We start from the raw sequence: 13,358 nt of genomic DNA on the forward strand, positions 1-13,358 counted from the left end.
CGGGCCGGCCGCTGTCAGGCGTCCTGCTCCCCGTGGGGCGAAGTGAACAGTATGCCCACGAGGCGGGGACGTCAAACCGACTTGCCCGGACGGATCGCCACAGATCGGTCGGCCAAACGGCCGGGACACACGCCCAGCACTCGTTCTACCTTGGGTTTTGCTCCGGCCGTCCCGTAGCACCCAGTTCAAGAACGCGCTCCGAGCCGCCAATGTTTCTTTTCGGCAACATCGGCGGACAGTGCGCCTTACGACTTGGCCAGGTATCCACCGACGAAGAGAACCGCCTCGGCGAAGACCCAGATGAAGGCCGCCATGGTGAGAAGTGTGTCCAGCCGGTCGGGCCTGCGCCGGACACCGCCCCAGGCCCACGCGGTGACGGCGACGGCCACGGCCAGTACGGCGGCGGGGGACGACAGCCGGACCGCAGCGTCGAAGCCCGCGCCGCATCCCGGGTCGCGAAGGTCGTCCTCACCGCAGAACGCCGTCTCGCCCCACCCGCCGAGAGCGGAGAAGAACCATAGGAGGGCCAGCGCGCAGTTCGCGATCGTCGGAATGGCCGGCGAGATCCACCAGCTCTTCGAACGTCCCGACATGGCCTGCACGACCGGACGGTACCTCGCATCGCGGAAGCCGTGAAGGCCCATCCGGGAACCGCCGGCAGGGTCAGGTGATCTCTTTGGCCTCGTGGAGGTTCATGTCCATGACGATCGCCGTCATGGCCGCCATCGTCCGCAACGGCTCCGGGACGGGATCGAAGATCTCGGTCTCGTATTTGTCCGCCGTGGTCAGCAGGTGCGTGGCGAGCCCGGCCCACTTCTTGCGCACGTGCGCGACCTTGCCACTGTCGGCGTCCTTCACCTGGAAGTTGGTGCGCGGCACATCGACCTCCACCGAGCCGATCAGCGTCCCGTCATCGTCGTAGATGACGTAGCGGCGCCCGACCCGTTCGGTGACGAACGAGCCGATGCGTTCACCGTCCGGCTTGAGGACCTCGGTGTACTCCCGCCCGCTCTGCTTGTCCACCATGAGCAGCGGTTCGCCGTCCGGTGTGGTCAACAGGACGGCCCGGGCATCGAGGTTCGACTTGCCGGGGACAAACCCCCGCATCTCGGCGCGGCCCTCGTCCTTCGTCTGGCCCGCAATGGCGAGGACGGTCCCGTCACCGTCCATCACCTTGTACCGCGACTTGGCGAACGGCCCCCTGCGAGGCTGTTCGACCTTGAGCACCGGGGAGCGGAACACCTCGTCCACTGTTCTCCTGCCTCGTCGGCCGCATACGCGGGCACCTCACCGTTCACCTTGCCGACGCCCTCGCGCTTTCGCGCGGCACGCCGTCCAACCGGCGATCCTGCCAAGCCACGGGCCCTCAAGGGAAGTAGTTTCCGCATCCGATCACCACGACGGAACCGATCGACAGCACGCATATAACCGGCTGAACTGCGCAATTACGATTCGGGTCGTCCATTCCGGACACACTCTTCTGCCAGTCCGGGCACCATGACCAACCTCCGGATGCGGCTGGAGGTGACCGGGCGGTGCGCACGAGAGGGGTACGGCTATCCCTGCTCAGGCAGGCCCAGCACCCTACCGGCTCAGCGCGCCACCCTCCTGACGAGAGGGGGCCGGCCCCTCCAAGGGACTCCGCAAGGCCATCGGCAAGGCACCTGCCGAGGTCACCCAGATCCTTGGTGTCTCGCCGTCCCGGGTTTCTCAGCCCGAAACGGCGGCTGGGGGGACGGCGACGTACGTGAGCGACGCGGTCGACCGTTCGACGTCGCGCTCCTGGACGTGTTCTGGACGTCGATGAGCGGCGTCGTCCACGGCTTCGCACTGACGGCCGAGCGCGGGATCGCGGCCAAGGACCTGCTGGCCCTGGCCAAGGGGCTCGGCACTCTGCTGCCCGGCATCATGGAAGTGACGGCGGGCAACCTCGACTCGGGAGTTCACTCGGGCGCCGGCTCCACCATCGCCTTGGCCGCCGCGGGTATGGGCCGCGTCCTCCGGACGGCCCGTTCGCGAGGACTGGACGCCGCGCGGTCCAAGCGGGCCACGGGACGGGGAGTCTTTCCCGCCTGGCCGACGTCATCAGGAATCCCGGCGGCCACGCCCGTTAGCGCGGCATCAGGCCAACAGCTCGCCGGGTGGCGGCGACGGCGAGCATCTCGACCAGACCGCCGAGAAGGCCCGGTTGCTTTGTAAGGAGGATGAGGCAGGGCTCCGGATTCCCTCTGGGGGCTACTGCGGCCGGCGCTGAAGGAGGCGGTCGATGACCTGCGCGGCGTACTCGGTGTTGTCTCCGCAGTGGCCCAGGAAGCCGTGCGGAACCTCATGGATCCACCACCGACCACCCGGCCCTGCCAGGACGCTCAACGTGGTCACGACACCGTCAACACCGTGGACCTGGAGCAGCGGGGCACGGGCCGGGGCCACCGTCCGCACGCAGCGCCACCCTCGCCGCTCCAGCGCGGCCGCCAGTGCGTCCAGGTACCGCCCCACCGCGTCACGGTTCCGCAGGGTGCGCCACTTCACCATCTGGAAACGGGCCTTGCGGCGCAGTTGGTAGCCGGTCAGGGAAGCTTGGCCCACGTGACCTTGCCGCCCTCGTTGAGGGGACGGACGCCCCACGCCCGCACCAGCTCGGCCATGAGCATCAGGCCCCGGCCGGACGTCGCGGCGTAGTTCTCCGGCCGGACCACCGGCAACCCCTCTCCGCCATCCCACACCTCCACAACCACCAGCCCGTCGCGCTCGTCGCGGAACACCCGCACGACGATCGGCCCCTCCCCGTGCCGGTAGGAGTTCGTGACCAGCTCGCACACCACGAGCCGCCCCACGTAGTCGTCCTCGATCCCCCACTCCGCGAACCGCGCCGCCAGAAACCGCCGCGCGAGCCCCGGCGCCTGATCATTCGGATCGAGGACCAGCGTGGGGGTCTCGGGGGCCAGTGCAGTGGGCATCGCCATCACCTCCGTGTCCAGGTGAGATGTGTGTTAACCACGACACAGAGTCAGTCCGTCACGCTAAGTTGGCATGCGTACTCAGCGGATTCGTAACAACACGGAACGTGGAGCCCCTCCCCCATGGCCACCAACGAATCACCCGATCCCAAAGGCAGCATGTGGGCTTTCATCGCCTACTACCTGCGTTTCTGCCGCAACCAGCGAGGGCTGTCGGGCGAAGCGGTAGGACGGATCATCAACGCGAGCAAGGCGACCGTTTCACGCATCGAGAACGGCATAGACCGCCTGGACGGACCACGCGCCGCCCTCCTCGACAAGGCGTGGGAGACCGGCGGAGTCTTCTCCCTCCTGGTCTGGTACGCCAGCATCGGCCACGACCCCCAGTGGCTCGCCCAACTCTCGACCTTCGAGCAGCGAGCCCGCATCATCCGGATCTTCGAGCCGCTCGTGATCTCCGGTCTGCTCCAGACCGAGGAGTACGCCCGGGCGCTCCTGATAGGTGGCGGCATGCCCGACCCCGAGCCGTTCGTCACTGAGCGAATAGAACGCCAAGGCGTTCTCGACCGCGCGTTCGTCATGGTGCTCCTGAGCGAGGCGGCTTTGCGATGGCCGGTGGGAAGCCCTCGGATCATGCGAGAACAGCTCGCACACGTTCTCGAAGTAGCAGAGCATCCGAACGTCGTCGTGCACGTAATCCCGCAGACCTTCGAGACCGGCGCCTACCCGGGCCTGGACGGCGGCGTGAAGCTCGTCACGGGTGATGATTTCGGCGAGGTTGCCTACACCGAGTCGCTCGGCGGCGGACGGCTTATATCGTCTCCAGTAGAGGTCGCAGATTACGCGATCTTGTTCGCACGGATCAGTGCGAAGGCTCTCCCCGAGCACAGGTCCAAGGACCTGATCACGAAGGCTATGGAGGCGTTCAGTGAGCACGACATGGCGCAAGAGCAGTCACAGCGGAACCCAGGGCGGAAGTGACTGCGTAGAGGTGGGCCGTTTCCCCCAGGCAATCGCCCTCCGCGACTCCAAAGACCCCAACGGCCCCAAACTCCTCATCACACGCAACCACTTCGCAGCCCTGGTCACCGACCTGAAGCGTTAGCTTCACATGGCCCTGGCCCTGGCCCTGCCTGGGCCAGGGCTTTGGAGCATGGGATGACGGCCCCTTTTCATCTTCGGGTGGTTTCGTAGTTCTGCAGGACGGTGATGGCCTTGACCAGGTGGCCGGCCTTGCTGGGACCGCAGCGGAGCTTGCGGAGGATTCGCCATGATTTGAGCTGGGCGTTTGCGCATTCGCCGGGGCCGCGGAGCTTGGCGTGCGCCAGGTTGGCCTGCTTCTGCGACTCGGGCTTGTCCTTGCCCTTGCAGGGCGTGATGACGACCGAGGCCTCGGCACCTTGGTAGGCCTTGTCGGCCAGGGTGAGGATTCCCGCCTTCTCCAGTTCGCGCAGGATGCCCCACACGCGGGCGGCGGTCAGATCGTGGATCTTGCCGGGCATCGCCCCCGAGGTCCACAGGATCGTCCCGTCCGGGCCGGCGATCACCTGCACGTTCATCCCGTGCACCCGGTGCTTGCCGGAGAAGTGGGGGCGGTTGCCTTCACCCGGTCGGTGTGGATCAGCGTGCCGTCCAGAACCAGGTGCGTCAGCCCGTCGGTCCCGGCCTTGCGCAACGCGGCCCACAGCTTGGGGGAACGCGCCGACAGCAGCGCGACGATCTCCTCGACGTAGCGCCAGGCGGTGGCGACCGACACCCCGAAACCCGCGGCGGCCTCGGCGAACGTCTCGCCCTTGCGCAGGTGCACCAGCGCCAGCACCAGGAGAGCCTGCCGGCCGGGGTTCAGCAGCCGCCACCGTGACCTGATCGCCCGGCGATGGCGACGGACGATCCCCGCCACGTAGTTCAGCGTCGGACGCGGAACCCCGGCTATGACAAATGCCGTTATACCGGCCCCGGGAAACCCGTAAGGTGTCCGCTCCGACCAGCGGAGAAGATTATTGAGGTCTCGCGACGCGATCGGCGATCGTCTGGCTGATGCGGTCGAGGTCGGCGGGAGAAATCAGTGTTCCCTTCGATTGCAAGATGATGAAGAATGTCAGTGCGGCAGTGCAAATATCGGCTTGTGAACGTGGAAGCACACAGCTGATCGACCTGGTCGTGTGGCCACCGTCGAGGCTCAGGGTTTGGGCTTCCGTGTTGATGGAACCACCGGCGACGGAAACCTGCGCGTTGACGTAGAATTTCGGGGTGTTGGTCGGGATGGCATCTGTGGTTCCTTCGTCGCGTTGTGCGCAGTCCGTGACATGGAGAAGCCCGTTCAGTTCGGATGCGTCCTTGCCGAAGGCGCTACAGGCGGCTTCGGCTTGGACGCTCGTACTTCCGGGAAGATAGTTCGCGCTCACTTGTGGACCGGCTTTGGGATCCCCCTGGATCGCATCTTCGCCCACGAAGGCCCACATGCCTGCTGAGAGCCCCGGGTAGGAGTTGTCACAGGGCAGTCCCGCCGGTCCGATGAGGTACTGCGCTGTCCCGTACATGCCCGCCCCGTAGACCTGGGCCCCCGCAGGAAGCCTGACCTGGCCAGGCAGACGCACCGTGGAGGAAACAGGGTCCGGATGTGGCAAGCCGGGCTGCTTGGGGGTACAGAGCTTCGCCGTGACGACCTGCGCGGGCAGTGTGATCGTCTTGGGATCGGCCGAGGTGGGCAGCGTGAACTTTCTGAGCGTCGCCGTGAGGTCTGCTGGGTTGCTGACGAAGGCGGATCGCTGGTCTCCGCCGCCCGCGGTGGCGAGCTGGGTCAGGGCGGCCCGGTCACGTGTTGGGACCTTGTAGCCGATGAACCGTAAACTCAGATCCACCCCGACCTCTTCGGCCCGTTTCTGGACAGCGGCGCGGAGGACGGCGGGATTGGACGTACATGCGTCGATGCCATGGCTGGTCACGATGACGATGCGGTTGCCGTCGCGTCCGCGGAACGGGTAACGGCTGGAGAAGTCGTCGATAGCGGCAAGGATCCCGCTGCCCAAGGTGACCTGGCCGCCGGAGGCGAGTGTCCGGGCGGCTCTACCGATCTTCTGCCGGTTCCCGATGCCGCTGCCCACCACCTCAGCAGTGTTTCCAGGGTCGGCGCAGGTACCGCCGAAACGGCGCAGCGCCATGGCGTCACCGCCCCCCGCATTATCCGCCGTGGCGACGACCGCGGTGCGCACCGCGGCGAAGTCGGCCGAATCGGTCGCGGAAGTGTCGATCAACAAAGTCGTGCGGTATCCCGGAACGAACTGGACGACCACGAAGACAATGGCCCCGACCGTCATCGCAACCACCAGGATCAGCGCCCAGACCAGGCGTCGCCGACGCGATGGACGCCGCCGGGTGGTGGCCTCGGTCATGACCGGCCCCCCGGAGCGGCGGCGCGCAGCGTGTTCAGAGCATCGGTCAGGGCGTTCGCCCTCGCGTTGTAGGTCGTCACGGCTGTCCGGTAGGCGGCCAACTCGCTCTCGTGTGACCGGCCTGCTCGGGCGGCCTCCAGTAGATCCCTCCCGGAGGCGACCACGCGCCGCTGCTGCGCACGCAGTTGTCTGGCCTTCACGTAAGTGTCCCGCGCCTGGGCGGTCTTGGCCCTGCTCTCAAGGCCGTCCAACGGCCCGGTGACGTTCACCGACCCGGCCCGGTCCAGATGGCGCTCAGCGGAATCGAAGCGGCCCTCGTCGATGGCGGTACGGGCCGCCTCAACCTGGCTGACAGCCGGATTGAGAACATCGATAACCTGCTTTGCCTCCCGCAGGACGGGCTGGGTGTTGGTGAGCCACTCCAAGGCGGCGTTCAACTTGGCCGGATCGTCGGCGAACACCGGGTCCCCCGCCTGTACTCCCGCGGCGATCTGCTCTAACCGTGTCCGCTGGGCGTGGGGAACTTGGTAACCGACCACCTTGAAGTCCACTTTCAGACCCGCTGCCTTAATCCGCTCCTGAATCTCGCGCTGGACGAAGGAACTGTCGTCGTCACAGGCGTCGGCACCATGCCGGGTCACCACGATGATTCGGTTGACCTGCGTCGCCCGCTGGTCAGCTCCCCATGCCAGCGTTTTGGAGAAATCGTTCACCGCCTCGACGATGCCGCGCAGCAACGTCGCCTCGCCGGTCGGACTGACCTTGGTGGCGGCATGCGTGATCTGCTGCCGGTTGCCGGTACCGAAACCCACCAACTGAGTGGTGGCATCGTCGGTACCGCACTGACCGCCGAAGGCCCTCAGCGACAACACATCGTCTTCCCCCGCGTTCCCCACCGCCTTTGACAATGAGGCGGCGATCGCCTCCGGGCCGCCCGCCGCCGCGGTCGCGTCGATGAGGAACTGGGTCTTGTACGCAGGCGCGAACATGGGCCGCACCCACTTCCACCCGACCCATCCTCCGCCGATGAGCACTGCCAAGGCCATGGTGATGAACACCGCGTTGCGGACCCCCCGGGACATAGAGACATTGAGGAAATGTAGATTTCCGGCTGCCTGTATCACCTGACTGTGGCCTGAGGCAGTCGCCTCTAGCCGGGTACCCGAGTTCTCCGGCGCATCGCCGGGCTTCTGCGCGGAGCTCATTTCTCGTTGAGGTCTCGGCCGGCCTGTTTCACAATACTGTGCCCCGACGCCTTGGCCTTCAGTTGCACGTCGGCCTCAGTTGGCCTCCGGCTCGACGAGCCGTCCCGATCGGCCTGGTGGTCGGAACGGCGGGACGCCACGGCTCCGAAGACCGCCAGTGCCAGACCGGCAACCCCCACCGTCGCACCGACCCACCCCAACGTGTCGTCCAAGCGGAAACCCACCCGGCCCCAGTACGCCGCCATGCCGACTGCAGCAGCCACCATGATCGAAGCCCCAACCCAAACAAATAAACCTCTTGTCATGTCTGACATCATGAACCAGCAATCAAGATCAGATCTGGTGATCAATTAAAGAGGGTGTCCTGTGACTGGCCAAAAGTGGACTGATCCTTTTCATTCTCGGGCGGGGCAGTTGATCACAGCGTGATCGCAAGTTGATGGAGTGCCCTCGGATGCAGAGAAGCCCCTGGTAGACGGGTTGATCACCACAACCCACACCGTCTCACCAGGAGCTTCTGCATGCTGTTCTACCGTGCCGCTGTGGATTTGTCGCGTCCGACGCTGAACTACGTGGCGGGGATCGTCCCGGCGCCATCGCCGGGCGATCAGGTCACGGTGGCGGCTGCTGAACCCCGGCCGGTAGGCTCTCCCGCTGCTGGTGCACCTGCGCAAAGGCGAGACGTTCGCCGAGGCCACCGCGGGCTCGGGGTATCGGTGGCCACCGCCCGGCGCTACGTCGAGGAGATCGTCGCGCTGCTGTCGGCGCGTTCACCCAAGCTGCGGGCCGCGTTGCGCAAGGCCAGACCGACGAGCTGACGCCGTGTCCCCGCGCCTGTCTGTCCAAGTGATTCCGGATGGTGCCCCGCACCCAGGCAGCTCGGGAGCGTTCACCATCGCGACTCTGCCCGGCAATCTGCGAGCCGCTTACACTGTCTCCGAGCCGCACGGCAGGATCTTGGACGGACTGTCCGACATCGAACGACTGCACGAGCGGTTCGCGGACATTTCCACCTATGCGCTTCCGGCCGAGCTGTCGGCGGCACTGATCGGGGAGATCGCAGACGAAGTATGGAAGCCATGCCCCCTCGCCCCGTGTGGCGTAAGAGCAGCCACAGCAGTTCTCAGGGAGACGAATGCGTTGAACTGGCCAACCTCGGCACGGTTGTGGCCGTCCGGGATTCCAAGGACCCGGACGGCCCTAAACTGCGCATGGGACGCGACGAGTTCACAGACCTGATAGCAACCCTCAAGCGCTGACACCCCGACCACAGGTCCAAAGACCTGATCAGGAAGGCCATGGAGGCGTCCAATGACGACATGGCGCAAGAGCAGCCACAGCGGAACCCAATCCGGAAGTGAGTGCGTGGAGGTGGGCCGTTTCCGCCACACGGTCGCCCTCCGCGACTCCAAGAACCCCGACGGCCCCAAGTTGGTCATCACACCTGACCACTTCGCAGCCCTGGTGGCCGACCTGAAACGCTAATCCACGCGGCCCCAGCCCTGTGGGAGGGGCAGGGCGCGGGAGATTGCGGTGCCGGTGCCCGGCTGGTGGCCGGGCACCGGCACCCGTCACGTCAGGCCGGTGATGTGGCGGCTTGGCCGAGGTGGCGGGCGAAGAATCGGACCGCGCTGTCGGCCTCGAATCTGGGCAGTTCCATGTGTGCGCCCACGTTGGCGTGCAGCGTCTTCTCCTTCGAGGCGAAGGCGTCGAACAACGCCAGGCCGGACGGGCGCGGGATGTGCTCGTCGTCCCACTGGAGCGCGAACTCGATCGGAATGGTGGTCTGCTTCGCCGCCTCGGCCAGGGAGGCGTGCCCGAACAGGCCGAAGTTGAAGGGCGTCCAGGGTCGCCCGCCATTCCGGCACGGCGCGCTCCGCCAGATGGGTGTTGTACCGGACGATGATCGGGCCTTCCGGCTCGCCGGCCGCCCTCGCCCGGTACAGCTCGGCGATCTCCCGCTCGTCCTGCGCCGTGCGCGGACGGTCGCCGTGACCGGGCGCGTCGATGGCGGCGACGTGGAAACCGCAGCCGGTCACGAGGAGGTGCGCGCGGCCCGCCATCGCCGGGGCCTGCTTGTGCGTGCCGCCGCCGTGGCCCATCAGCACCAGCGGTGCGCGGTCGGGGCCGGATTCGGGCGACCACAGCACGCCGGGGATCTCACCCACGGTGAAGTCGCGTTCGCGGACACCGTTCGACGATGTCCCCGCAGTGAAATGCATGGGGTGCGCCTTTCGGGATTGCCTTGGTGTCGAGGCGCTCCCGGCGACACCTACGTCAGTCGCCCGACCGTGAGGGAGAGAGGAGCACCCACGTCGATACAGCGTTCACGGGTCTCACCTCCTCGCTCGGTTTCACGGCTTACGCAGACTACCGGCGGGCGTTATCCCGCCCAGCCGGGTTTCCACCGACTACCTGCGGTTCTGGCCATGCCGACCGGACTTGCCCCCTCCACCGGCGCGGCTTCCGTCCGGGAACGGCAAAAGGGGCGGTCCCCGGGGACCGCCCCTCTCAGTTGCACGAGGTCGTGCGTGCCGTGGACCTGATCAGAAGTCCATGCCGCCGGCGTCGGGCATGCCGCCCGCCGGGGCCGCGTTCTTCTCGGGCTTCTCGGCGATGACGGCCTCGGTGGTCAGGAACAGCGCGGCGATCGACGAAGCGTTCTGCAGCGCGGACCGGGTCACCTTGGCCGGGTCGAGGATGCCCGACTCGAACATGTTGACGTACTCGCCGGTCGCGGCGTTCAGGCCCTCACCCGGCGTCAGGTTGCGGACCCGCTCCACCACAACGCCGCCCTCAAGGCCGGCGTTCACGGCGATCTGCTTCAGCGGCTCCTCCAGAGCGCGCTTGACGATGTTGGCACCGGTGGCCTCGTCGCCGCTCAGCTCCAGCTTGTCGAACGCCTTGGCGCCGGCCTGCAGCAGCGCCACGCCACCGCCGGGGACGATGCCCTCCTCGACCGCGGCCTTGGCGTTGCGGACGGCGTCCTCGATGCGGTGCTTGCGCTCCTTGAGCTCGACCTCCGTCGCGGCGCCGGCCTTGATGACCGCGACACCGCCCGCGAGCTTGGCCAGGCGCTCCTGGAGCTTCTCGCGGTCGTAGTCGGAGTCGGTGTTGTCGATCTCGGTGCGGATCTGGTTGACCCGGCCCGCGATCTCGTTGGCGTCACCGGCGCCGTCCACGATGGTGGTCTCGTCCTTGGTGATGACGACCTTGCGGGCGCGGCCCAGCATGTCGAGCGTGGTGTTCTCCAGCTTGAGACCCACGTCCTCGCTGATGACCTGGCCGCCGGTCAGCGTGGCGATGTCGCCCAGCATGGCCTTGCGGCGGTCGCCGAAGCCCGGGGCCTTCACGGCCACGGACTTGAAGATCCCGCGGATCTTGTTGACGACCAGGGTGGCCAGGGCCTCGCCCTCGACGTCCTCCGCGATGATCAGCAGCGGCTTGCCGGACTGCATGACGCCCTCGAGGACGGGCAGCAGGTCCTTGTTGGCCGACGCCTTGCCCTGAACGATCAGGATGTACGGGTCTTCGAGGACCGCTTCCATCCGCTCGGGGTCGGTCACGAAGTAGTGCGAGATGTAGCCCTTGTCGAAGCGCATCCCCTCGGTGAGTTCGAGCTCCAGACCGAAGGTCTGGCTCTCCTCGACCGTGATGACGCCTTCCTTGCCGACCTTGTCCATCGCCTCGGCGATCATCTCGCCGATCTGCGGGTCGCCCGCGGAGATGGACGCCGTCGAGGCGATCTGCTCCTTGGTCTCCACGTCCTTGGCGAGCTTGGACAGCTCCTCGCTGACGCGCTCGACCGCGGCCTCGATGCCCCGCTTCAGCGACATCGGGTTCGCGCCCGCCGCCACGTTCCGCAGGCCCTCGCGCACCAGCGCCTGGGCCAGCACGGTGGCGGTGGTGGTGCCGTCACCCGCGACGTCGTCGGTCTTCTTCGCGACCTCCTTGACGAGCTCCGCGCCGATCTTCTCCCACGGGTCCTCGAGCTCGATCTCCTTGGCGATCGACACACCGTCGTTGGTGATCGTGGGGGCGCCCCACTTCTTCTCCAGCACGACGTTGCGGCCCTTGGGACCAAGGGTCACTTTTACGGCATCTGCCAGCTGGTTCATGCCGCGCTCAAGACCGCGACGGGCCTCCTCGTCGAACGCGATCATCTTTGCAGCCATAGGCTCCAGTCCTCCCGGAACAAGGTGGCTTAGACGGATCGAGCCGACGCCCGCGACGGACGGCCCCCGCCGACGGCTGCCATTCCGCCGCCGGACTGAGGCCTCATCGCCCCGACCCAGACTGTGAAGCTGTCACTCTCCACAGTAGAGTGCCAACTGCTTTTTAGCACTCTACCCTGTCGAGTGCAAGCGCCACATCCTGAGCGGGGGAAGGTTCATCTACCTGCCCAGCCCCGTCCCCACCTGCGACGGAACCCCCTCCGGAAGCCTCTCGGGTGTGTCGCCGTGATCCGCTGTGCGTGGTCGTCCGCCGTGGTGGGCATGGCGTTCACAATGCCGGTGGAATGAGCGGCCACCGGACGACCACGCCCGCGCCGCACATCGCGACACACTGCCGCCCCGACCCAACTGGCCGCCACGGGGCCGTGCGCCTCCGCTCAGTCACCAGTGATCATCCATAGCTGCCAGCCTGCTGCGGAAGCGACGAGCATCCTGCCGAGGGGACCGCATGCCGGGCGTCTACGGGTTGGTGCGCGGAGCAATCGTGGAACGGACGGCCCCGGTGTCGCCGAGTGGGGCCGTCCGTTCACTCGTCAGGTGGAGGCCAGGCTGCGGGTCCCGGGCATGGGAAGGTAGCGGACCGCTGGCAACCGAGATGTGGCGGGCCCGTGCGGCATGGCAGGCGGTGTCCGGCGCCAGCGGCTGCCCGTTCGGGCGGCGGGGACTTTCAGGGGGCTATGGGGTAGGTGAGGGTGACCGTTACGGATGCCTGGGCCGTGCCGCCCATGACGATCAGGTTGCCCTGGGCGCCGATGGTGATGCCGAACTGCACGGACAGTGATTCCGGCTTCATGGCCTGCCGGGCCAGTTCACCGACCGCCGGGGCGAACTTGGCCGCCATCGCGTGGATCGTCTCGTGGACGCGGTCCACCGCCTCGGCGGCCTTCTCCCCGGCGACCCTGGCCAGTGCGGAGGAGGTCGGCTCGGATCCGGGCATGCGCTGGGTGGCGATATAGACGTCGACGCCCTCGATGGTGGCGGGGACGAGATCCTGATTCTGGTAGTTCAAGTGTTCTCCCATTTCGATGGGACGGCGATCGTTCGATGCACGCGGTGGACTCGAGCCGGGACGGACGCGGCCCTCGGAGCGGTTCAGCCCTGCTTCAGTCCGTGCTCAGCCGGTAGATGCCACGGATCGCGAGGCCCCCCTCCGGGTACTGGTAGTAGCCCGCGTCCTTCGGCTTCTGGTTCGCGCTGATGAGATGACGGAGTACGAACCCGCCTATCTTGAGCGCCCTGCCGACCGGGGTGGCACCGATGAGGGACCAGAGCACGTAGAGGTCTCGGGCACCGTGGAGGAGGTCCTTGAAGGGCTCCACGCTCGGATCGGCGTGCTTGAGGACGTAGCCGACCTTCTGGCCCGTGCCGTCCGACAAGAAGAGGGACAGGATGATCCCGGTGTCGCGGTGGATGTAGGCGTCGCCGGCGTCGACGTGGAGATCCCGCATGCTGCCATCGTGCAAAACGGCCGGCATCGTCAAGGGGAATGCGTTGGAGGAGGACACGCGGTCGATCCACTGATCGTGTTCGGGGTCGTATCCGTGTTCGCGGTCGTATCCGTCGGTCATC

General features: G+C 66.8%; 15 protein-coding genes and 3 pseudogenes. 7 read left to right on the forward strand and 11 right to left on the reverse strand.

What is annotated here, in order from left to right; all coding sequences use genetic code 11:
- Positions 1-245: 245 nt before the first annotated feature.
- Positions 246-602 carry a hypothetical protein gene (locus AF1_RS19100; RefSeq protein WP_131732319.1) on the reverse strand — a complete coding sequence of 119 codons (357 nt, stop codon included), beginning with the start codon at positions 600-602 and terminating at the stop codon, positions 246-248.
- A 61-nt stretch (positions 603-663) separates the two neighbouring features.
- Complete coding sequence (locus tag AF1_RS19105) at positions 664-1,251, reverse strand: phospholipid scramblase-related protein (RefSeq protein WP_067800759.1); 588 nt, start codon at positions 1,249-1,251, stop codon at positions 664-666.
- Between the two features lie 261 nt (positions 1,252-1,512).
- Between AF1_RS19105 and AF1_RS37075 the strand changes: the two genes are divergently transcribed.
- A complete protein-coding gene (locus tag AF1_RS37075; protein WP_407642177.1) occupies positions 1,513-2,199 on the forward strand; it encodes an imine reductase family protein in 687 nt (228 codons plus the stop codon).
- A gap of 36 nt (positions 2,200-2,235) precedes the next feature.
- On the opposite strand, the gene AF1_RS19110 is transcribed toward AF1_RS37075, so the two are convergent.
- Positions 2,236-2,586, reverse strand: coding sequence for a hypothetical protein (locus AF1_RS19110; protein ID WP_067800762.1), 351 nt, complete (start codon positions 2,584-2,586; stop codon positions 2,236-2,238).
- On the reverse strand, positions 2,568-2,957 hold the full coding sequence (locus AF1_RS19115; protein WP_165488307.1) for an ATP-binding protein: 390 nt from the start codon (positions 2,955-2,957) through the stop codon (positions 2,568-2,570). Before AF1_RS19115 ends, AF1_RS19110 begins: the two co-directional genes overlap by 19 nt.
- A 123-nt stretch (positions 2,958-3,080) precedes the next feature.
- Between AF1_RS19115 and AF1_RS19120 the strand changes: the two genes are divergently transcribed.
- Together AF1_RS19120 and AF1_RS36915 are read left to right on the forward strand one after the other, a co-directional pair.
- Positions 3,081-3,938 (forward strand): helix-turn-helix domain-containing protein, encoded by an 858-nt coding sequence (locus AF1_RS19120; protein ID WP_131732320.1) that lies wholly within the window; start codon positions 3,081-3,083, stop codon positions 3,936-3,938.
- Between the two features lie 10 nt (positions 3,939-3,948).
- Positions 3,949-4,062, forward strand: a complete 114-nt coding sequence (locus AF1_RS36915) for a DUF397 domain-containing protein (protein ID WP_306303176.1) — start codon at positions 3,949-3,951, stop codon at positions 4,060-4,062.
- A gap of 67 nt (positions 4,063-4,129) precedes the next feature.
- Here the strand turns inward: AF1_RS36915 and AF1_RS19125 are convergent.
- The 4 genes and pseudogenes from AF1_RS19125 to AF1_RS19140 form a co-directional block, all read right to left on the reverse strand.
- Positions 4,130-4,905 (reverse strand): annotated as a pseudogene (locus AF1_RS19125) (transposase family protein).
- Between the two features lie 49 nt (positions 4,906-4,954).
- On the reverse strand, positions 4,955-6,349 hold the full coding sequence (locus tag AF1_RS19130; protein WP_131732321.1) for a vWA domain-containing protein: 1,395 nt from the start codon (positions 6,347-6,349) through the stop codon (positions 4,955-4,957).
- Positions 6,346-7,554 (reverse strand): VWA domain-containing protein, encoded by a 1,209-nt coding sequence (locus tag AF1_RS19135; RefSeq protein WP_131732322.1) that lies wholly within the window; start codon positions 7,552-7,554, stop codon positions 6,346-6,348. Before AF1_RS19135 ends, AF1_RS19130 begins: the two co-directional genes overlap by 4 nt.
- A complete protein-coding gene (locus tag AF1_RS19140; protein ID WP_131732323.1) occupies positions 7,551-7,904 on the reverse strand; it encodes a hypothetical protein in 354 nt (117 codons plus the stop codon). Before AF1_RS19140 ends, AF1_RS19135 begins: the two co-directional genes overlap by 4 nt.
- A 171-nt stretch (positions 7,905-8,075) precedes the next feature.
- Here AF1_RS19140 and AF1_RS34575 point away from each other — a divergent pair.
- The 4 genes and pseudogenes from AF1_RS34575 to AF1_RS33485 form a co-directional block, all read left to right on the forward strand.
- Positions 8,076-8,360 (forward strand): annotated as a pseudogene (locus AF1_RS34575) (IS5/IS1182 family transposase); the annotation flags it as partial.
- 16 nt (positions 8,361-8,376) lie between these two features.
- Positions 8,377-8,595, forward strand: a pseudogene (locus tag AF1_RS37080) (Scr1 family TA system antitoxin-like transcriptional regulator); the annotation flags it as partial.
- A gap of 38 nt (positions 8,596-8,633) precedes the next feature.
- Positions 8,634-8,813 carry a DUF397 domain-containing protein gene (locus tag AF1_RS33480; RefSeq protein ID WP_207393931.1) on the forward strand — a complete coding sequence of 60 codons (180 nt, stop codon included), beginning with the start codon at positions 8,634-8,636 and terminating at the stop codon, positions 8,811-8,813.
- Positions 8,814-8,865: 52 nt separating this feature from the next.
- Positions 8,866-9,039, forward strand: a complete 174-nt coding sequence (locus AF1_RS33485; RefSeq protein WP_084263106.1) for a DUF397 domain-containing protein — start codon at positions 8,866-8,868, stop codon at positions 9,037-9,039.
- 1,061 nt (positions 9,040-10,100) lie between these two features.
- Here AF1_RS33485 and groL read toward each other — a convergent pair.
- The 3 genes from groL to AF1_RS19160 form a co-directional block, all read right to left on the reverse strand.
- Positions 10,101-11,729 carry a chaperonin GroEL gene (groL, locus tag AF1_RS19150; RefSeq protein ID WP_067800782.1) on the reverse strand — a complete coding sequence of 543 codons (1,629 nt, stop codon included), beginning with the start codon at positions 11,727-11,729 and terminating at the stop codon, positions 10,101-10,103.
- Between the two features lie 727 nt (positions 11,730-12,456).
- Positions 12,457-12,798, reverse strand: a complete 342-nt coding sequence (locus tag AF1_RS19155) for a CU044_2847 family protein (protein ID WP_067800785.1) — start codon at positions 12,796-12,798, stop codon at positions 12,457-12,459.
- Positions 12,799-12,892: 94 nt separating this feature from the next.
- Positions 12,893-13,357 carry a hypothetical protein gene (locus AF1_RS19160; RefSeq protein WP_067800788.1) on the reverse strand — a complete coding sequence of 155 codons (465 nt, stop codon included), beginning with the start codon at positions 13,355-13,357 and terminating at the stop codon, positions 12,893-12,895.
- Position 13,358 lies beyond the last annotated feature (1 nt).

Origin of the sequence: Actinomadura formosensis NBRC 14204, assembly GCF_001552155.1 — a bacterium.
GTDB classification, from domain to species: Bacteria; Actinomycetota; Actinomycetes; order Streptosporangiales; family Streptosporangiaceae; genus Spirillospora; species Spirillospora formosensis.